This window comes from Massilia glaciei (assembly GCF_003011895.2).
Taxonomy (GTDB): Bacteria; Pseudomonadota; Gammaproteobacteria; order Burkholderiales; family Burkholderiaceae_D; genus Telluria_A; species Telluria_A glaciei.
Window position 1 is genome coordinate 1 of record NZ_PXWF02000031.1, and the last position, 19,024, is coordinate 19,024.

25 protein-coding genes and 1 tRNA gene are annotated in these 19,024 nt (G+C 59.4%); 5 read left to right on the top strand and 21 right to left on the bottom strand.

From position 1 onward, the window contains the following. Nucleotides 1–25: 25 nt before the first annotated feature. A tRNA-OTHER gene (locus tag C7C56_RS28540) sits at nucleotides 26–148 on the bottom strand. Between the two features lie 153 nt (nucleotides 149–301). Further along, nucleotides 302–727, bottom strand: a complete 426-nt coding sequence (locus C7C56_RS02160) for a helix-turn-helix domain-containing protein (protein ID WP_106755861.1) — start codon at nucleotides 725–727, stop codon at nucleotides 302–304. 583 nt (nucleotides 728–1,310) lie between these two features. Here C7C56_RS02160 and C7C56_RS02165 point away from each other — a divergent pair. Then, nucleotides 1,311–1,610 carry a type II toxin-antitoxin system HigB family toxin gene (locus C7C56_RS02165; RefSeq protein ID WP_106755862.1) on the top strand — a complete coding sequence of 100 codons (300 nt, stop codon included), beginning with the start codon at nucleotides 1,311–1,313 and terminating at the stop codon, nucleotides 1,608–1,610. Further along, entirely contained in the window at nucleotides 1,607–2,029 is a 423-nt protein-coding gene (locus C7C56_RS02170; protein ID WP_106755863.1) for a helix-turn-helix domain-containing protein, read from the top strand. Before C7C56_RS02165 ends, C7C56_RS02170 begins: the two co-directional genes overlap by 4 nt. Before the next feature lie 277 nt (nucleotides 2,030–2,306). Here the strand turns inward: C7C56_RS02170 and C7C56_RS02175 are convergent, their stop codons facing one another. The 18 genes from C7C56_RS02175 to C7C56_RS02260 all read right to left on the bottom strand — a co-directional run bounded on the left by C7C56_RS02175 (nucleotide 2,307) and on the right by C7C56_RS02260 (nucleotide 16,586). After that, the gene (locus C7C56_RS02175) at nucleotides 2,307–2,513 is read right to left on the bottom strand and encodes a DUF3717 domain-containing protein (protein WP_106755864.1); all 207 of its coding nucleotides are present in this window, start codon (nucleotides 2,511–2,513) and stop codon (nucleotides 2,307–2,309) included. A gap of 33 nt (nucleotides 2,514–2,546) precedes the next feature. Beyond that, complete coding sequence (locus tag C7C56_RS02180) at nucleotides 2,547–2,852, bottom strand: hypothetical protein (RefSeq protein ID WP_106755865.1); 306 nt, start codon at nucleotides 2,850–2,852, stop codon at nucleotides 2,547–2,549. 63 nt (nucleotides 2,853–2,915) lie between these two features. Then, the gene (locus tag C7C56_RS02185) at nucleotides 2,916–3,347 is read right to left on the bottom strand and encodes a hypothetical protein (RefSeq protein ID WP_106755866.1); all 432 of its coding nucleotides are present in this window, start codon (nucleotides 3,345–3,347) and stop codon (nucleotides 2,916–2,918) included. A 67-nt stretch (nucleotides 3,348–3,414) separates the two neighbouring features. Further along, complete coding sequence (locus C7C56_RS02190; RefSeq protein WP_106755867.1) at nucleotides 3,415–4,185, bottom strand: TraX family protein; 771 nt, start codon at nucleotides 4,183–4,185, stop codon at nucleotides 3,415–3,417. 42 nt (nucleotides 4,186–4,227) lie between these two features. Beyond that, on the bottom strand, nucleotides 4,228–4,794 hold the full coding sequence (locus C7C56_RS02195) for a transglycosylase SLT domain-containing protein (RefSeq protein ID WP_106755868.1): 567 nt from the start codon (nucleotides 4,792–4,794) through the stop codon (nucleotides 4,228–4,230). A 12-nt stretch (nucleotides 4,795–4,806) separates the two neighbouring features. Continuing rightward, on the bottom strand, nucleotides 4,807–5,418 hold the full coding sequence (locus C7C56_RS02200; RefSeq protein WP_106755869.1) for a TrbM/KikA/MpfK family conjugal transfer protein: 612 nt from the start codon (nucleotides 5,416–5,418) through the stop codon (nucleotides 4,807–4,809). 20 nt (nucleotides 5,419–5,438) lie between these two features. After that, on the bottom strand, nucleotides 5,439–7,139 hold the full coding sequence (gene trbL, locus C7C56_RS02205; protein WP_181372984.1) for a P-type conjugative transfer protein TrbL: 1,701 nt from the start codon (nucleotides 7,137–7,139) through the stop codon (nucleotides 5,439–5,441). Nucleotides 7,140–7,148: 9 nt separating this feature from the next. Further along, a complete protein-coding gene (gene trbK, locus C7C56_RS02210) occupies nucleotides 7,149–7,349 on the bottom strand; it encodes an entry exclusion lipoprotein TrbK (protein WP_106755870.1) in 201 nt (66 codons plus the stop codon). A gap of 10 nt (nucleotides 7,350–7,359) precedes the next feature. Next, complete coding sequence (trbJ, locus tag C7C56_RS02215) at nucleotides 7,360–8,136, bottom strand: P-type conjugative transfer protein TrbJ (protein ID WP_106755871.1); 777 nt, start codon at nucleotides 8,134–8,136, stop codon at nucleotides 7,360–7,362. A gap of 15 nt (nucleotides 8,137–8,151) precedes the next feature. Then, complete coding sequence (locus C7C56_RS02220) at nucleotides 8,152–9,618, bottom strand: TrbI/VirB10 family protein (protein ID WP_229457913.1); 1,467 nt, start codon at nucleotides 9,616–9,618, stop codon at nucleotides 8,152–8,154. A 4-nt stretch (nucleotides 9,619–9,622) separates the two neighbouring features. Next, entirely contained in the window at nucleotides 9,623–10,075 is a 453-nt protein-coding gene (locus tag C7C56_RS02225; RefSeq protein ID WP_106755873.1) for a conjugal transfer lipoprotein TrbH, read from the bottom strand. 1 nt (nucleotide 10,076) lies between these two features. Beyond that, entirely contained in the window at nucleotides 10,077–10,964 is an 888-nt protein-coding gene (gene trbG / locus C7C56_RS02230) for a P-type conjugative transfer protein TrbG (protein ID WP_106755874.1), read from the bottom strand. After that, the gene (locus tag C7C56_RS02235; RefSeq protein WP_106755875.1) at nucleotides 10,961–11,755 is read right to left on the bottom strand and encodes a VirB8/TrbF family protein; all 795 of its coding nucleotides are present in this window, start codon (nucleotides 11,753–11,755) and stop codon (nucleotides 10,961–10,963) included. Before C7C56_RS02235 ends, trbG begins: the two co-directional genes overlap by 4 nt. After that, nucleotides 11,752–14,289, bottom strand: coding sequence for a VirB4 family type IV secretion/conjugal transfer ATPase (locus C7C56_RS02240; protein WP_106755876.1), 2,538 nt, complete (start codon nucleotides 14,287–14,289; stop codon nucleotides 11,752–11,754). The genes C7C56_RS02235 and C7C56_RS02240 overlap by 4 nt, the downstream gene beginning before the upstream one ends. After that, entirely contained in the window at nucleotides 14,286–14,597 is a 312-nt protein-coding gene (locus C7C56_RS02245) for a conjugal transfer protein TrbD (RefSeq protein ID WP_106755877.1), read from the bottom strand. The genes C7C56_RS02240 and C7C56_RS02245 overlap by 4 nt, the downstream gene beginning before the upstream one ends. Before the next feature lie 2 nt (nucleotides 14,598–14,599). Beyond that, nucleotides 14,600–15,025, bottom strand: a complete 426-nt coding sequence (gene trbC, locus C7C56_RS02250; RefSeq protein WP_106755878.1) for a conjugal transfer system pilin TrbC — start codon at nucleotides 15,023–15,025, stop codon at nucleotides 14,600–14,602. An 11-nt stretch (nucleotides 15,026–15,036) separates the two neighbouring features. Further along, nucleotides 15,037–15,999 carry a P-type conjugative transfer ATPase TrbB gene (trbB, locus tag C7C56_RS02255; protein WP_106755879.1) on the bottom strand — a complete coding sequence of 321 codons (963 nt, stop codon included), beginning with the start codon at nucleotides 15,997–15,999 and terminating at the stop codon, nucleotides 15,037–15,039. A gap of 221 nt (nucleotides 16,000–16,220) precedes the next feature. Further along, entirely contained in the window at nucleotides 16,221–16,586 is a 366-nt protein-coding gene (locus C7C56_RS02260; RefSeq protein ID WP_106755882.1) for a transcriptional regulator, read from the bottom strand. 361 nt (nucleotides 16,587–16,947) lie between these two features. Between C7C56_RS02260 and C7C56_RS27870 the strand changes: the two genes are divergently transcribed. From C7C56_RS27870 to C7C56_RS02265, 3 genes are all read left to right on the top strand, one after another. Beyond that, on the top strand, nucleotides 16,948–17,151 hold the full coding sequence (locus tag C7C56_RS27870; RefSeq protein WP_146204245.1) for a hypothetical protein: 204 nt from the start codon (nucleotides 16,948–16,950) through the stop codon (nucleotides 17,149–17,151). Between the two features lie 616 nt (nucleotides 17,152–17,767). Then, nucleotides 17,768–18,205: a hypothetical protein gene (locus tag C7C56_RS27875; protein ID WP_146204246.1), complete on the top strand. Its 438-nt coding sequence runs from the start codon at nucleotides 17,768–17,770 to the stop codon at nucleotides 18,203–18,205. A gap of 9 nt (nucleotides 18,206–18,214) precedes the next feature. Further along, entirely contained in the window at nucleotides 18,215–18,469 is a 255-nt protein-coding gene (locus C7C56_RS02265) for a helix-turn-helix transcriptional regulator (protein ID WP_106755880.1), read from the top strand. Here C7C56_RS02265 and C7C56_RS02270 read toward each other — a convergent pair. Then, on the bottom strand, nucleotides 18,466–19,024 hold a 559-nt coding region (locus tag C7C56_RS02270; RefSeq protein WP_146204247.1), incomplete at its 5' end, for a tyrosine-type recombinase/integrase. The genes C7C56_RS02265 and C7C56_RS02270 overlap by 4 nt on opposite strands.

Below are 19,024 nucleotides of genomic sequence, written 5' to 3' on the forward strand. Positions count from 1 at the left end.
GTTTGGCTTCATGCAATCGCCCTGGTGGTAAGCAGGCCCAGACTCGAACTGGGATCCTCAGCGTGCTATCATAGGAATACCACCTCCTACAATACTGTTCATTCGAGAACAGCGGCGCTGGCGCACTATCCAATTGTGCTACCTGCTCTACAACTACAAGGCTCCGCGGCAACGGAGCCCTTTTTTTGCCCAATCGGGCTGCGAGGCCGGAGTCGAACCGGCATCTTCAGCGGAATCCCCGGACCATCCCGGAAATAGCTGCCGTCAGTGGCAGCATGACGCTGACGCTATATCCCTTAAGCTACTTGCTGAAACTCACTACTACTGCATGGTCGGCCAAACCCAGCTCAGCTTTTACTAAGTTGCCCAAACGCTTTACCAATCCGTCAAGCCGAAAGTTGCGCTTCTCGGCTCGCCCTGGCTCACGAGTCGCGTAACCCTTTTCTTCCAGAGTCTTCAGATGCCGCTGCACGGAACGCGGATCAGTGCCCATTCGCTTTGCCAAGGCCGTGACGCCAGGAAACGGCGCCTTTTCTGGCCTGTACCAAAAATCCAAGATATTCAAAAGCGTGACCAACTCACCATTGCTCAACTGCAACTGAGCCTGAAACCGAAAAAGATCATGTGGCACCGCTTGATAGCCACGGCGGGATGCCACGCCCCACTTCTCCCAAACATTCGCTGGGATCTCATTACCTGCCGTGTCTTTTGGTGCCAGAGAGTCCATGGAAGCGATATTAGCAGAGAATTTTTGCGCCGCGGGAAATACTTAAATTCATTTACTTCTTGCGACATTTTTGTCGGTATTTTTTGACGAAATTGTCGTTTCCGTTGTTTGATTTTGATTGCTACTTCAGGCAATGTCCAGCGGTTTTAGTGTTCAAGCGGAAAAATTTACGCATGCCACGCTGACAATGTGCGGCATGGCGTGCTGGAGCCGAGGCCAGCTGGTCGACCGCGCGCGATCGCGCTGGCGCCGCCGGGCAAGATCCTGCCGACCCGGCCGGCCCCTCAGAGGCGTTTTGACATATTCGAAGGGAGCGCCGGCAACCGGCCAGTCGACGGCATCGATCGCGGCCAGCTGCCGCAAGGCCGGCTCACACCAAGTGCGGCCGCGTGCCACAGTAGAGCAACTGGCGGCCAAATCCGTTCGTGTGCATTGCTTCGCACTTGCGGACAGCGGGCGCACGAGCCTTGGGGTGTCACACAAGAGACCCTTGCCATGGAATTCCCTACGCAATTTGCGAAGTTCTCAAAACGCGTATATAATTGATTTGTCTGGGGAGGCAATATTAATTGCAGGAAATTTAATGCGCATAATTTCGAAGACTGCACTCGTGCAGTTCTGGACCGCCCATCCTCAGGCGGAAAGTAGGCTACAAGCTTGGTATGCGGCATTGTCGAAGTGCCAAGCGTCTGACTTCAACGAGCTCAAACAGACGTTTTCGACGGCTGACTATGTTCCCAAGAAGTACACGGTGTTTGACGTTGGTGGCAACGCTTACCGCGTAATCGCTGTAATCCACTACAACACCCAGATGGCCTATATCCGTGCAGTACTCACGCATGCCGAGTACGACAAGTGGACTAAGGACAATCGAGGAAAATGAACACCCAAAATCAGTTCGGTACCTTATCTGGGCTTACCCAAGCTTGGACTACTCTTCAGAGTCAAGTTCCTTTGCGACCAATTCGCACGGAAGTGGACTTCGCAGGCGTGCGCGCGCTGGCCGACACTTTGGCAGACGCGGTAGGCGATGATGACACTCACCCGCTCTTCTCGCTTTTTGAACTGACGATGGAGTTGATCGAGCGTTGGGAAGATGAACATGTCTCTATCCCGGCAGTAGAACCGCGTGAGGTTTTGCGGCATCTACTTGAAGCAAATAATCTTAAGCAAAAAGATTTGGAAGATATCGCCTCAACTGGGTTGGTCAGCGACATCCTGGCTGGCCGGCGTGAAATCAGCAAGCGACTTGCAAAGTGCCTTGCCGAGCGTTTCCGGGTCGACGTTTCCGTGTTTATCTGATTTTTTCTCCAGCCCGCAGGTTGAATTCTCTAGGCGCTTTTTTCTGCATGCGCCTTTTTTTGAGGCACGCTTTTTTTTGTGGGACCCGGCAACGAACCAGCGCGCGTCAACGACGTGGTCGACGCCGATTTCGTCGTGCCGCAGACCTACGCCTAAGCCGTCAAGTCGATCGGCGATTTTCCGGCGGCGCGCAGATCCTTAACCCATCCCGGGATCCTCCCCTTGCCCTGACTAGGTCAGCGATTTGTGCCACGTCCCGGAAATGAACGCGTCACACCTATTTCATAGAATCACGCCATCGCTGGTAGGCGATAACCTGTTTGTCACTCAGCGTTCCAAGCGGACGTTCCGTCTGCTTGAAGTGCATCATTTCAGCAAACACCGTACAGAGCTGGTTTGCGTCCTTCGAGAGCACAAAATCAACAGCGGGCTCGGCGACCATGCACGTATTGAGGGCTTTCTTGATTTCATCGAACGTCGGCATAGCATTGCCTCCTGGAGTCAATTCATACGCCGACTAGGACACCACGTCGACGTGCACATCCATGAAATCAATTTCGTTCCACGCGGCGCACCAGACGGCTGGAAGGCCGGAAACCACCGCCATGAATTCGACACAGCTGTCGTCGCTGATGACCGGCATGCCGTCATCGAATTTCAACAAATGCGGAAAGGTGGCCCGATCCCCGGCCAGATCGACCGCGCACCCATCCACCGTGTAAATGCCAGAGAAACGCTTGTACCGCTCCAACGCTGCATCGAGCACACCGATCTGGTTCCTAGGCACGTCAACTATAATCCGCTTCGCTTCATCAATATTCATCGCCCTGCTCCCTTATTTAATATCTTGTGACTTTCCTCAATAGTCGCAACCTCCCAATATGACTCATTTGCGACGGTATGCCAAATACCCCGGCCAAAACCATGCATAAAACACGCGAATCCATATGCGATCACGTAATTTCAAATTCAACGGCGCCGTGATCTTAATATGCATCGCGTAAATCACCAAATGCCCGATGCACTGATACCCAAGCCCAAACCAAAGCACGATGGGCGACCCAGCGGCGAAGGCACACCATCCCAACAACAGGACAAAATTGACCACGTTGACCACGATCGTCCTGCGCCATGAGCCGAAGACTGTCGCCTGGCGTTCCATTTCTTCACCGGGTGCCGACATCGCCCGCTCCACCATTTGTATAGGCGTCAAGTTCTTGCGTTGCTCAAATATCGGCCAGAGCAGCTTGACCAACTTGTAGGCGGCGAACATGCACGCCGCGAAAAGAAGCAGTCCGCCTAGTGTATCTTTATCCATGGTCTCTCTCTTTAGCCGCTAAAGTTCGCGTCTTTCTAGGGGTGAGTTGCGTGACACGTAAACCGAATCAAAAGAAAAGGTATCCCGCCTTGCTCATCGGGATTCGGATCAGCCAGAGCACGAAGAGGTGCGCCGGGTAGTAGGCGTAGAAGACCCAGCGCAGCCGTGAAACGTTCAAACCAACGCCGGAAGCGCCTAGAACGATCGGCACGGCCACCAAGGCCCATGGGTTGCCGTTCACATGCCAGAGCCCCGCAAAAGCCGCAGCGGCCAGTGCCATCGCCATCCAGGATCGCCGCCAGCAGTAAATCCAAACCGCCAATCCGAGCGCCAGCGCCGACCATCCGAATTCGACCAGCGCGCCGGCAGCGAGCGAAACGCCGGCAGCGCACACATAGCCGGCGACGGTGCGCCGCTCGGCCAGGAGCAGCATGACTGCCACGGCCGCGAGAGTGAACATGATGTTCAACGGCCACCACCCCGCCACCAGGCCGCCCAGGCCGATGAAGACCGGCGTGGTCAGGCCGCCGACCACCACGAGGCGCCAAATGGTGCGGTGGTATGCGCCACGGACTTTAGCGCCTGGTCGTGCGAGGTTATACGCAAGGACGAACACGAAGAGAGGCAATGCCGAACGACCACAATAAAACAGCCAGTCGTGGGTTCCGTTAAAGAGGTACTTGTTGACGTGATCGCCAGTCATCGAGATAAGAGCGATCCATTTGAATGCTTCCAGCGTGCCGTCCGGGACCACCAGCTGGGGTGCGCGCTCCAGCTTCGAGCGGTGGCCAGCTGCGCCAAATCCCGTCGATTCGCCGGCACGGCTTAATGAATCCATGATTAGCCCTTTCGTAAAACGCTGAGATCGTGATTAAAGTCCCTACTGTTGCCCTTCGATGATCAATTTGCGCTGGACGTATCCCGATGGTGCCTGCCACCTGGCCATGCTCAACGGTTTGGATCTGGCAGTGGAGGCCAAGCCGACTTGAGGTGTCTCCCTCGGCAACGGGGCCTCGTGGGTCACATAGCGCGCCGAGAGCCAGTCGGCCCACCTGGCGGCGCGTTTCATCAGATCGGCGCGGTACACCTGGTTGAAATGCGGCGTGCGCGAGTGGTAGTTCGCCACACGTGTCCAGAGGTCGCCTTTGTCATTTTTGATGTGTTTGCGCAGCCGCCAGGCGGCAAGGTCGAACGGATAGCATCCCGCAGCCGCGACGTGACCGGGGGATATCCCGAACTGCGCCAGCTCGCGCAGGTAATTCGTGTTGAACTGCATAGGCCCGACGTCGTGGCTCCCGTTGCTGCTGTTGCGGACCCACTGCCCCGGCCTGCCGCCCTCCTGCTCGGCGACGGCCAGGACGATATTGGCCGGGATCTCGTACTTGGCGGCCGCAGCGATCGAGCAGACAATACGCTCTTGCATGTACGGTGGAAGGTCGAGGGGCATGTCGGTATCCGATCAACGCTCTAGGCACTTGACGTTGCTTTTCCTGCTGCATTCCAAGCTATCCAGCAGTTCCTGCAGCCGATCGATTTCGTCCCTCGTCGCGACGGAAAGCTGTAGCTTCACCTCATAGTCGGCCAGCTCGGGCCCACAGAATCCGTCTTGCACGCGGCCGTCTCGCTGCACGCACTGTTCGAGCGCCGCTCTGGCCGCAGCGCTGTTCGCAACTTGCGCCTCCCACACCGGCACAAGCTTCGCGATCCGCGCCAGGATCTGCGCCGGGGTCAGCGGCGACACAGGCGGCAACGGCACAGGATTGTCCGGTGGATCCTGTTCTGGAGGGTTGCTGTCAACGATCCGCTGGATCGTGGCCGGGTCGACCCGGGGACACAGCGAGAGAAAATTCTTCCGCGCCTTGAGGGTGCTGCTAAAGCGCTTGAGGGAAATACTGAAATATTTCGCTATGGCTGACGCGCACTCGCCCGGCCTCGTGGGCGAAGCCAGGCACATGATTGCCTCGCAGGCCAACCTCGTGTCGCCGGTCAGGGTGTCCTGCGCGTTCGCCGTGAACGATGCCGAAGCGGCCGAGGCAAACAAGGTTGCAGCGATGAGTGCTCTTAGTTTCACGTTTTGCTCCGTTAAATGGATTAATTTTTCCCGTCCCGGAAGGCCGCGATTTCCGCTTCCGCTTCGGCCGACCTGGTTCCAGCTGCAAGACTGTTTTCCGCGAATGTGGCCGACTTGCCGCCGGCGTCCACTGCATCCTTGCGTGCGTTGATCGCGGACGCGATCTGGCCACCGGTCGTGTCGGCGATACGTTCCAGAAAGTCGTCTTTCAATTCAATCGTCCGTCCCTTGGCGACGTCATACGACCCCTGCGCCAGGTTGACGGCCGTACCGGCCGCGATCCTGGCGGCCTTGGCCGCCATTGCGCCGGCGGCGGCCAAGGGCCGGCTTGGCTTGACTTCGCCCGGCGAGCCGCCACCGCCAGCAGTGGGCTTGCCGGCGCCGCCCTTGCCGCCGGCGCCGCTTCCCGACCCGGATCCAGATCCCGACCCGGCCCCGGATCCAGTTCCAGATCCGGACCCAGGCTCCCACGATCCGGCGGCGCTCGAGCTGCCTGCGGTCGCGCTCGACCCCGGATCCGCGCCGACGGAGCCTGCACCACCGCCCGAGGTATCGCCCATGGCTGCGGCGAGCGCACTGCTACCACCGCCACCACCACCTCCGGCACCGGCACCGCCGCCAAAACCGCCACCGGTATCACCGCCCGCCCCGCCCGCCGAACCCATCACGGCGCTGGTGCCGCCTCCGGCACTTTCGGCCGCGCTGGCCTTGGAGAATGCGGCCATCAGCGCTTGCGCACCGCCAGCGGCGCCGCTGGCGCCTGCCGCCAGCGCGGCGCCTGTGGAGGCGACGGCCGCCGCTCCCATTGCAGCGGCGGCAACGGCCGCGCCCACTCCGAAGTTGGAGCCCATATTGCCGGTCGTGCCGCCCGCGAGCGCGCCGATCTGAGGTGGTACTTTCGCGACCAACGCTAGAAGAACAGCCGCAACAACGGCCATAACCGCCAGCTCTTTGAGGGGCATTCCGGCGCTCATGGAAGCGTAATACTGGTCCACGAACGACTTCCCAACACCAACCAGCAGGATCATGGTCATCAGTTGTAGGCCGATGTTCAGGATGGACTTGAAGTATCCGATAGCCATTTCAGACGTCCAGCGAGAGCCGCCGAACCCGAGAATGAAAACCCCGGCATAAGCAAAAATCCAGCCACTTACAAGCAACAGCAGCATGTTCACGCCAATGAGCGCGAACACGATAAGTATTGCCATACTCAGAAGCATGCCAAACAAGCTTTCCATAGGCTGCCAAACCGTGGAAATATCCACAACTTTGTAAAAAATATCGAAGCCGATATCGACAATTCCCGAGGGGGCAAGCACACTTGGGAGTCCCGACGCCTGCGCAGCTATCATTCGAAGCGACATCATTATGTCCGTCGCAAACCGAGGACCATTCAACAGTAGCCACCAAAAAAAACCTGTAAATATCGTAAATCTAATAAATTCAGAAAAAAGTTCACCCAGATCAGCCTTCCGCAAGGCCATAAACCCGAACGTCCAGATCATGCTGATTATTGAAAGGAGCCAGAACAACCAAGTCGCTCTAGTGGTAATAAGTGTTCCCCAGTTGCTAGCCACATTCGAGTACCGCTGCAGCACGTTGTCTAATATGTCGTTGCTTGTTGCGCCCGGACCGGCCGCATAAGCACGAACTGAGAAAATCGCCAGCCACAAGAACAGCAGCCACGAAATTCGAGTAATTTTACTGACTGGCATTTTCATTGTCGTTCCCTACCAAGTTTTTCCGGAGCTTGGTTTAAAAGCTGGACCACCACGACCGCACTTTTTTTCTAACTCTGCTTGAAGCTTGGCGTCGGAAGTCTTTCCCAATTCGTCACAAGGGCTAGTTGCAACATCGACCCGTTGATAGCAACCTGCCAGAAGTGCGGCCGCGACAGCGACGATCAAACCTTTGCATTCGGTTTTCATCATTAATCTTCCTTTACCAAGTTCTGCCGCTGGATGGACGGAACGTACCCGCACGGATTTGATCCGACGCCGCCGACTCTTTGGCCTCGCGATCGGCCAGCACCTGGTTGCGGGTCGCGATAGCGTTCTGCTGTGCGATCAGCAGGGCCCTGATCTGCAGGAGCTGGTTTGCCTGGTTGCTCGCGAGCTGGTTGGCGTAGCCGAGGGCCTCGACCTGGCCCTGCGCGCCGCGTGCGGCCGATTGCAGACGCTGCAATTGCGTCGCGTCGCCTTCCATCGCGTCCTGTTGCTTCTCGAGGCCCCTGAACAGCGCGTCGGTCGACTTCTTCTGCGCCTCCGAACCGAGGCGTTCCTGTTCCTTCATCGCCGACCATTGGCCCGGCGTGCAACCGGACACCGAGAAGCAGGGATTGGACCGGTAGCCGGCCGTATCCTTGAACTTGCCGAGGTAGGCGTCGATGCTGCCCAGGTTCTGCTTGTAATAGCTCAGGGTGTCGATCGAGCCGCGCAGCTGGTTCATCGTCGTCTGCGCCTGGTCCCAAATCTGCTGGGACGGCTGCATTGTGTTTTTCAGCATGTTCTCGTACTGCTGGAGTTGGGTTTGGTATTGCTGGATCTGTTTTGCGGTGTGGCCGACGCTTTCGATCACTCCCATGATGTTCTGGCCCAAATTGGCGCCGTCGATGACGGGAATGCCGGCATGGGCGGGCGTGATGAGGCCCGGAATCGAGGACACGGCCATCACCAAAGCGACTTTTGCGGCTAAAACTTTGCGGACGAACGGTTTCATAATTTCTCCTTGGAGTTAATAATCGAAAGCACTGTATGGCTTCGAGAAGGTCATGTCCTTGGTGACGATGACGTTAAAACGATAGCCCGGCCGTATTTCCAGCGTTGGCGATACGTTCAGGTTCTTGGAAATAAGCTGGGCCGTGACATTGCCCAGCTGCTGACCCAGCGCCTCGCTGATCGCGCTGCTGGTCGTGGGGCGGCCGTTTGTCGTGACTTGGTCTGGCTGGCTTAACGCCACGCCGGCCGTGACCGCGGACATGAAGAAGGCAGAGCCGAACAGCCGGAAGTAGTGATTGTTCACCTGGTCCTTGAATCCCGCGTAGCCGGCGCTGTCGGCGCCGGGCATGGCGCCGATATCCATGGCCTTACCGTCGGGGAAAACGATCCGCTGCCACCCGATCAGGATCCGCGACTGGCCGAACGCGACGTCGCTGGTGTAGCTGCCGACCAGGCGCGATCCCTGCGGTATCAGCTTGTGCTTTCCGATCGGCGTGTCGTACACGTCCTGGCTGACCTGCGCCATGATCTGCCCCGGCAACTCCGAATTGATACCCGAAATCAACATGGCCGGCACCACGAATCCGGCCCGGAGCTCGTAGGGCGAGCGCGGCGCTTCCGGCTGCGACTCGAGACGCCAGCGATCGCCCTGCCCCGCCCCGGCGAACTGCTCGACGTCGTTGCGGCCCGCAACAGCCTGGACGAGCTTTGGCGCGACGCCGCCGCCGATGCCCCCGGCCGACCCCGCGCCGGCCCCGGCCGGAACGATCCCGGCCGCCTGCAGCTGCTGCAGGCGGGCCTTGTAGGCGGCCGAAGGATCGTCGCGCGTGGCGGCCTCGAGCTGCTGACGCACGGCGGCGATCCGCTGCAGGGTTTCCTCGCGGGTCGCCGGGGCGCTGCCGAGGGGGCCGAACACGGCCTGCCCCGCCGACCCCTGGCTTGACCCGGCGCTGCGCGGCGGGGCGTAGGGCACGCTCGATTTCGCGCGGATCGCTTCGAACAACAATTGCTCCTTCACCTGGCGCATGCGCTCAGCCTGCTCATCGGCAGGACCGCGCTGCTGCTGGGCCAGCTGCTGCGATGACGGCGGCTGCAACTGCGCGCCGCCGGGCGGCGCTGGCGGCAGCTCGAGGTTGGCCGGTCGAACCACGGCCACCGATCCAGGGGGCGCGTTCAGGTCCGGCACCACGAGCGGCGCCGCCTTGGCCTTCACAATCCCGTCCTTCTGGTTGCCGGCGATCTCCCTCGCGAAGATGTTGGTGTCGCCGCCTTTCGCCTGCTCGCCGCCGCGGCCCTGCGCAGGGTCATTTTGCTTTTCCGCCCGGCCCGAAGCGACGAGGATCATGACCAGGAGGAATATGACCAAGCCCGTGCACATGATGTAGATCGGCAGGTTGTTGACACGGCGAACGCCGCTGCGTTTGTTCGACTTTTCGCCGGGCGACGCATCCGGGGCCATATCGTCATCGGTTGTGGTGCTCATAGGTTTACTCCTTCCGGACCCAGGCGCCGGCCGGCGCAACCGCCCCGCCGGACGACTGGTAGACCCTTGACAGGGTTTGGCTGTTGACGAGCAGCGTGACGCGGTACAAGCCGGCATCGAGCGGCTGGTCGATGACGTACGCGAGGGCTTGTTCGCCGGCTGCCGGCGCGGCCGCGCGCGCGCCCTGTTTCACCTCCGCCAGCGCATACCCCTTGGCCCGCAAGGCCGCCACCACGGAGGTGCCGAAGGCGTCGGGCGTGGCGTGCTGCAGGTTGAACCTGGTCTTGGCAGGCGGGTAGAGCGCCGCCAGTTTCTTCACAACGTCATCGGCGATCGCCTTGTCATCGGCCGCCACGGGCGTTTGCACGAAGCTGCCGAACGGGACCCGGGGCGCCTTGCTCGAGGCGCAGCCGGCCAGGCCGACCATGAGCAGGACAAGCAGAAACGTCTTTTGCATGTCATTTCTCCTTCGTGATCGTCACGCGGTCCTGCCCGCGGCCGACGCCGGCGATCATGACCGCCTTGTCGAACACGGTGTCCACGATGTAGCGGTCGCCGTGTACGCGGTAGTTCACCTGCACCGTGTCGTCCTCGGTGAACAGGCCTCCTTCCTTGCGCACGACCAGCAAGGCCGGCGCCTCCGTCTGCGTCATCGCCGCCGGCATCTGGATCACCGTCCGCACGCCGTCGTTGTAGACCCGTACCGGTTTCCACCTGGCCGATCCGCGCACGTCGTACTTGAAGCACAAATCGCTTAGGACCTCCTTCGTTTGCGGAATGGTCTGTTCGGCCTTTTCACGGACCTCGCGGGTGCGGATCGCGTCCCATTTCGCCGCCGCGTCCTCCGGATACGTGAACCCGACCCGCGGCATGTACTGCGTCCGGTGCGAACGCAGCTTCATGTGGTAGGTGCGGCGGTTGGTGGTCACGATCAGGGTCGTGTCCAGGCCCACGTCGAGCGGCTTGATGATGAGGTGCTGCACCTCGCCGGCGCCGACGCCGCTGACAGCCGGTTCGACCGTGAAGCGCGGATCGCCCTGGTTCAGGTTGTTGACCTGCTCCCCAGGCTGCAGCTCGACGTCGCACACTTGCAGGACCGCGCACACGATGCGGATCTGCTGGACCCCGAATATGAAGCGCACCACCCCGCCGGGACCCGCGACCGGCTTCATGCCGGCCGCATCGGCGCCATTGGCCTGCCACTTTTTGGCGATTGCTATCGCGTTCTTCTCCTGCGGCGTCAGCGCGGGATTCTTCTTGGTGAAAAACGCCTCGGCCGCATTGTCGGCGGCAGGCGCGAGGAGGGGCAGCGCGCCCAGGACGATTGCTACGAACTGTTTTTTCATTGCGTTGCCCCATTAGAGTTGTTCGGACCATGTTTGGACCAGGCGAAGTCGCGCACGTGGACACCGAGCGGGTTGTCCCGAATCTGCTGCTCCGTGGTGGCCGAGGTCGGCGCGACGATGTAGACCGTTACGAGCGCCCGCCAGCGTTGCGGCAGGCCCTTGGGTCCGCCCTGGCGGTCGCGTGTCGTTTCGATCCAATCGACCTGCCACGTATCGCCGGTCTGCGGCAGCACCGTGTCGATTTCGACGCTGACGGTTTCGGTTTCGGCGCGCTTGAACGGGTTGCTCGCTTCGCTGCCGTTGAGCCATTCGTTCGACTTCGCGGTGGCGGGGTCATTTGCCGCCAGCATCGAGTAAACGTGGAAGACGCCCTTGCGCTGCAACGCGATGTCGGGCGTGACCATGCGCATGTTTGAAATCCAGGCCGCCACCGAGGCATGGATGACGGCCGGATCGGCCGCCGCCGCGCGCTGCGCCGGCGCCACGGCTGCCTGCTGCCCCAGCTTGTCCACCTTGACGACGTAGGGGACGAATTTCGACTGGCTGCCGATGTAGGTGATGCCGCCGACCGCGCCAAGGGCCACCAGGAGCGAGAGCACGCCGAGCAATTGGAACATCTGGCGGCTGGCCTCGTTGGCCGCGCCGATGTGGTTCCAGGTCCGGCGCGCATTCAAATAGGGGTTCGGATTTTCCGCCCGGCGCCGTCCACCTTCGATGACTTCGTCGCCCTGGCGCTCATCGCCGCCACCCGGCTTCTTGAAGACCAACCCCTTCAGGTTCCCGATATTCATGCTGTAACTCCGTAGTCGTTGAGATTGAGGCCCTTGATGGCGAGCCATTCATGAATCCAGCCATCGCCGTACGTGGCCTCGAGCTCCTTGATCTTGGCGATCGACTTCTTGTCGGTGGACCCCGCGAACGCCAGCGCCAGTGGCCCCAGCGCGGTTTCGTACAGTCGGCGCCCCGCCTCGGAGACGACGTAGTACTGGCGCTTGGGAACGGCGGTCGCAAGGATGTCGATCTGCCTGGAATTGAGGCCGGTCGCCTTGTAGAGCGCGGTCGCATCCTCGGTCCTGGCATCGCGGTTCGGCAGATAGATCTTGGTAGCTGTCGACTCGATGATGATGTCCATGATGCCGCTCTTGGCCGCCTCGGTGAGGCTCTGCGTCGACAGCAGCACCAGGCAATTGAGCTTGGCGAACGATCGCAACCATTCCTCGATCTTGTCCCGGAAAGCGGCGTGGGCCAGCATCAGCCATGCCTCATCGATCAAGATCATCGCCGGCTGTCCTTTCAGGCTTACTTGGACGCGCCGGAACAGGTACAGCAGCACAGGCAGCGCGTATTTCTCGCCAAGCTTCATCAACGACTCGAGCTCGAACGTGGTGAACTTAGACAGGCTGAGGCCGTCCTCTTCGGCATCCAGAAGGTGGCCCATCATCCCCTTGACCGTGTATTGCTCGAGCGCCGCACGGATGGACTCGTCCTGGATCGTGAGGACGAAATCGGTCATGGTCTTGGAACCGCTCTCCTGCATGTTGAATATGGTGCGGCCGATCTCATTGCGTTGTTCGGGCGTCGTGATGACGCCGTTGAGCGCGCAGCAGGTGTCGATCCAGCCCATGGCCCAAGCGCGGTCGCCCTTTGTCTCCAGGAACTGCAACGGGCAGAATGCGAGCCGGCTGTCGTCGGCCCCCACGTCGAAATGGCTTCCGCCAACCCCTTTGGTGGTCGGGTACATCGACATGCCCTTCTCATAGCAGAAAATGGACATGCCTTCGTAGCGAAGCGCTTGGAACGCGATCAGCGCCAGTTTGGCCGACTTGCCCATGCGGGTCGGGCCAAGCATGAGCGTGTGTCCGAGGTCGAGCCAATGCAGGTTGAGGCGGAACGGCGTGGCGCCGTGCGTCACGCAGCTCATCAGTGGCGGCGAGTTGGCCGGGTACATCGGGCACGGCGCATAATTCAGGCCGGTCCAGATTGTGCTGGTCGGCAGGAGGTCGGCCAGGTTCATCGTGTTGATGAGCGGCCGGCGAACGTTCTCCACGCCGTGGCCCGGCAGACTGCCCAGGTAGGCGTCGAGCGTGTTGATCGTTTCAACCCGCGCGGCGAAGCCGATCCGGTTGATGGCCTTTTCCAGCATCGCCGCCGACGCCTCGAGCTTGTCGCGGTTTTCGTCCATCAGGACGACGACGCTCGTGTAGTAGCCCTGCGCGACCAGGCCGCTGTTGGCCTCGGCGATGGCCGAGGCGGCGTCGGCCACCATCGACACGGCGTCCTCGTCGACCACGCCGGAATTGGTGTTGAACACCTGGTCGAAGAAGCCGCGGATTTTCTGCTTCCACTTCTTGCGGAACTTGTCCAGGTGCGCGACCGCCTCATGCTGGTCCATGAAGATGAAACGCGACGACCAGCGGTACTCGCATGGCTGCTCGGCCAAGGCCGTGAGCATGCCCGGCGTCGATTCCAGCGGGAAGCCGTCGATGGATACCACCTGGACGAACTTGCGGCCTATCCTCGGCACCACCCCGGACCACATCTCCTGCGCCCCGATGATCGAATCGAGGTACATCGGGTTGTTGGGCAGCTGGACCGGATGGTTGAGGCCGGTGACGCAGAACTGCAGCCAGCGCAGGAAGTCGTCGTGCGTGACCATCGATCCGTCCTCCTGGACAACCTTCTTGCCCCGGAGCCGCGTCATCTTGATCCCCGCCGACATGCGCGCTTCGATGTTCGCGCAATCGCGCTTGAAGGTGTCGATCAAGCCCTGCGTGCGGGACTTGTGGTTCTGCACTTCGGTTTCGTCATCGAACATCATTTCGACGAACTTCTTCTCGGCCAGCAGCGGCGGGAAGTACGTCACGGTGAGCACAAAGAATCCCTCGTACATCATGCCGAGGCTTTCGAACAGCCGGCGCCGCTCTTCGTCGATCGCCTTCGATAGCGGATCGGGAAAGTGCGACGCCGATGCCGGCGGATAGCTGGGCGCTTCCCTGCGCGTCCCGTCCACATGGATCATCCAGCCGTTGCCCATGCCGGACAAGGCCTGGTTGAGCCTGAACGAGACCATGTCGCGCTGTTCGTCGGTGCTGCTGGAATTGTCCTCGCCCTGGTACAGCCACGAGGCCATGAACGAGCCGTTTTTGCCGACGATGACGCCGTCGTCGACCATGGCGGCGTAGTTGAGGAGGTCGGCGAAACCGGCCTGTTTCGAGCGGTGTTTTTTCAGCTCCAACTGGCTGTTCGCGGCCTGGATGCGCTGGAACAGCAGCAACAGCATCAAGGCCCCGAGAACCGCGATCACGATGGTTAGGGTGATAATCATTTGTATTGCTTCCCTTGACTGGTGGGATTGATGCGGAAGGGTGTGCTGCGCGCCGGGTAGTACGGTTTGTACTTCCGGTGCCGGATGTAGACGTGGCGCATGCGCGGGTCGGACTTCGCCATTTTCCGGAACATGTACAACGCCCCGAACCACAGCAGAAGCCCCACCACCGTTGCCCTTAGCTCTTGCGCGCTGAAAATCAGCGCGAACGCCATCAGCCCGGTGAACATGACCAGTTCACGATCCCCACCCATGAACAGGTTGTGTCGATTGCCGGCCCGACGAATGGGAATCGTGCGCAGTGCCATGATCAAGCCACCCGGCCCGTTGCGGCCATTGCCATGAACTGCACTTGCGTTGCTGCCGCATCGCCCAGGGCTGCGATCTCGGCGCCGCGGCCGAACACGGTGCTCATCATGTTTTGCGCCCCGACCAGGAAGGCCATGAGCAGCACGAGGAACACCAACGTGCGGAAGAAGCCGTTCAGATCGCCGCCGAAGATCAGCACGCCGCCCGCGACCACGATGCCGACGAGCGACAGCGTGAACGCGACCGGGCCCGTGACGGAGTTGCGCAGACTGGTGAGCCAGTCCTCGTAAGGCAGGCCGCCGCCCGTGCCGGTCGCGGCCGTGGCCTGCGGGTTCAGGAAGAGGCAGGCGACGACAAGCGCGAAGGCGATGAAGCACATCGTAGAGCTATCGATGGTGCGTGGTTGTGGGTACAGAGTAGGGTGCATTTGGAAAGCTCCTAGATGGTTTTGGTGAGGTATTTGCCGTCCACGTAGCCGGAGATCTCGAGGACCTCCTGTACGCGGCGGCCTTCGGGGATGCGGGCGATATGAACAACAACATGAACCGCGTCGCCTATCAGCGGTTCAATCTTCGACGGCGCCGCTTCGTTGCGGCTGATAAGCGACGCCAGGCGATCAAGCCCCGAGCTGGTCGTGTTGGCATGCAGCGTCGCTGTGCCTCCCTCATGCCCGGTGTTCCAGGCATCGAGCATATCCAGGGCCTCGGCCCCGCGCACTTCGCCGACCACAATGCGGTCTGGGCGCATGCGCAGAATGAGTTTGAGCAGTGCCGACATCGGCACGTCGACGGTGGTGTGATATTGCAGATAGTTCTCGGCGGCGCACTGGATCTCGCCGGTGTCCTCCATAATGCAAATGCGCTCAACAGGATTGCAAAGCACCATTTCATTGATGATCGCGTTGACGAGGGTCGTCTTGCCCGACCCCGTTCCCCCGATGACCAGGATATTGCGGTGGTCCTTGACGGCCGCCTTGATCGCCTCATAGTGGCGCTGCGATATGGTTCCCGTTTCCAGATACTGCTCGAGCGTGAAGATGGCGATCGCCTTCTTACGAATGGCGAAAGTCGGCGCGGTGACAATCGGGGGGAGCTGGCCGGCGAAACGGGATCCGTCGAGAGGGAGTTCACCTTCGACAATGGGCATGGAGGCCGTGACCATCTTGCCGAGGCAACTCGCCACCGTCCTGATGATCGCCTCGCCCTGTGATGGACGGAGCGAACCAATGCACCTCATCGGCTCGCCCAGACGCTCCTGCCAGAGGCGCCCGTCAGCATTGAGCATGATCTCCACGCTCTTCGAATCATGCAGCGCCGCCAGAAGCGTCGGACCCATGTCGCGTTCGAGCTTCTTTTGTGCACGGATGCTGGTATCTGAGATGAAAGTGTCGTGGCCGTCCATGGATCCCCCGTTCAACGCATCGAATTTACATTCGATGGATATAACGAAAGTCCGAATGGAACAAACTTAACCAATAGATATTTTCGTATTGCGATAGAAATTGTGGCAAATCAAACGGACGGTCGGATTTTCATGCCTAAGGGAATTAACTAAGAAGGGGTTCCTGTACGCAACTGGACGAGCGCTTCAAAAAGTCTTTGTGAAAGGGAATATTTGCGCTCCTAGCGCTTCTTGCTGATCTTCTTTCGGTTTTCTTGATCCCATTGCTTGACACTAAAAGCTTGAAATTCAGTTAAGACTGCCGAAACGCGCACATAGCCGTCAGGTAAGCTTTTAATGGCCTTGCCTCCAGCGAGCGCGTCCAGGGTTTCCTGGTCAAGATCGGTCATTTCCAGCAGAGCCGGTAGCGAAGCGTTCAAGGCCTTCGCAATCGCTTCCATGATCTTTAGGGATGGGTTGGCCTTGCCGTTGGTAAGGTCCGACAAGAACGACACCGATATTTCGGCGTGGTCTGCTAGCTCGCTCTTCGTCATGTTCTGCTCATCTAACAGCCGCAGTACGTTTGTGAAAAATATTTGGTTGTGCACGGTAGGCGAACTCATTGACATTAAGATCAGAGATTTTAGCCGCTAACTTTCAACCCGTCGGCATCCATTTTTGCGGCGCCCTTTTCGGTGCAGCCAGATGGGGGCACCGATGTCTGGCACCCGTTGCGATGTCAAGCAATTTCATGATATTCGTGGATCCGGCACACCGCATGCGGCACAACAACGGATGCCGCGAGAGCACCGCTGAACTTGCCCCCGCAGTAAGAAGAGTAAGAAGAAGCGGCTCAAATTTATATTCTTATTCTTATTCCTATTCTTCCGGTTGAGCCGGATCAATTCCGCTTAGAACGGGTCGCCTACTCTTACTCCCAAGGCCCCCCCATCGAACTGGAGAATTGATATGGATATCTCACCTGCCGTACTTGATCGCATCAACAGCGCCGCCGAAGCCCTGTATGAAGAAGCCGGTCGGCGGGCGTTACCTACCGTCGACGCAGTCCGTAAACATGCCAAGGTCAACATGAACGATGCAACTAATGGCATGCGGGACTGGCGCCGTATGAAGGCGAAAGACTCGTCTACACCGACCGTTCAAAGTACCTAACACCCTGCAGCAAGCAGATGCTTTGGCGCTCAAATTTTCTGACCCACTTATGATCACCAAGAGCTGACCCACTGGTTGCGCGGCACTTCGTGGCTTTGACTGTGTGATATGTTCGAGGCACAGCCCAGGCGCGGATTGCATGGATATGGCTGTGAGGATGCGGGTTGACCACGAGAGCGAGCGTGCCCGGTCTTTCTTGTAAACGCCGTTGGACGTTGATCAGCGATTGCGCAATGCAGGCCATGCTGTCACTTGCCCCGCCGACGGCGGGGGCCGGCAGCCGTCCGGCCGGACGACATGGCCAGCACAATCGGAGCTTCACTTCAGGCAGCCCCGGCCAATACCCATTTTCTTAGAAAAACCATTTTGTCCCCGCAACGAATCCGCCTGATAGAGCCAGATTTACGCGGTTTTCCACAGCCGTTCACAGAAGCCAAATTGCAAACGAACGGCAGGCGAAACTTTAGCCGCTAAATTTTAAATTCAACCCCTCTCACGCGTTTGATCGATTCGATATACACGATGTGTTCGCCTTGCCTGGAACCCCAGCCGAACGACATACTGAGATCAATGTTTCGGCATACCGAAAATCGACGCGGGAAATTAAGGAGGGAGTATGAGCGAGCACATGTTGCACATTCTTGCGCCATCGCGATTCGACAGGGTTGCAGCAATCGTCGGCGATCTCACCGCGTTGAGCCAACTGCGGGACGCGATTGCCGACGCTATCGACTCTGGCACCGGTGGCACTTACCTCGTCCAGTCGGATGGTGAAGGTTACTCGATGGCGGTGGTACAAGCTCCGGACATGTCCCCTGTTCGCACAACTTACGCTGGCGAAGTCGGGCCGCAACGGCCCAAAGGCGAGATGGTCAGCATGCGTGGCCTGCCCCGCTTCACGGAAGCGATCGAAAAATCCAAACCACCGACATTGGCCAAGTTCCAAATACCGCGATTTTTGCCTACCCAATCCAAGTCTGCAAAAGCACGGCGTGGTCGTGACAAAACTGTCGATTGCCGGGTTGATCACAAAAATAAAGCGCCACATTTATAGGAGCTCATCATGGATCAGCGCGTTGCCATCATTCCATTCGACCGCCGGGCCCCCGCACAATCGGTGGACATCCGATTCATACGACTCAAAGAAGTACTGGCAATTTGTGGCAGATCGCGAAGCAGCGTGTACGAGGCGATTGCGAAAGGCGAATTCCCGAAACCCGTCAAATTGCAGGGCCGCTCTTCCGCATGGGTCAAAAGCGAGGTGGAACAATGGGTTCATGCATGCATAATCGCTAGCCGGACTGGAGCGAAGACTTAAAACGAACAGCAGAAGTCGGCCCACGATTGCATTAAGAGGATGCGTTTTTCTAGCAGATCGCCTCGCCTATAAGCGGCCTCCACCTTGTCGGGCAAACTATGCGCCAGGGCGTGCTCGCAAACCTCACGCGGAAAAGAATTTCCTTCCGCTTCTGAGCACCAATCGCGAAAGGTCGAACGAAAACCGTGCACTGTAATGTCACCCTTCCCCATACGTCTTAGGACGGCCGTCAGACTCATGTCGGGCAATGGGGTATCCTTACCCCGACCAGGAAAAACAAGGTCACCGACACGCTGCAGTGACCTCAGCAAATCGATCGACGCTGTGGAAAGTGGAACGCTGTGCTCTTTGCCCGCCTTCATCCGTTCCGCGGGAACCGTCCACACCTTCGCATGCAAATCGAACTCGCTCCATTTCGCGCCGCGCACTTCTCCTAAACGGCAGGCCGTGAGGATCGCGAAGTGGACGGCGCGGGCAGATACGCCGTCGCGCTTAACTAGATCCGACTTGAAGCCGTGCAGTTCGCGCCACGGTGTTACGCACCGCGCTAATTTA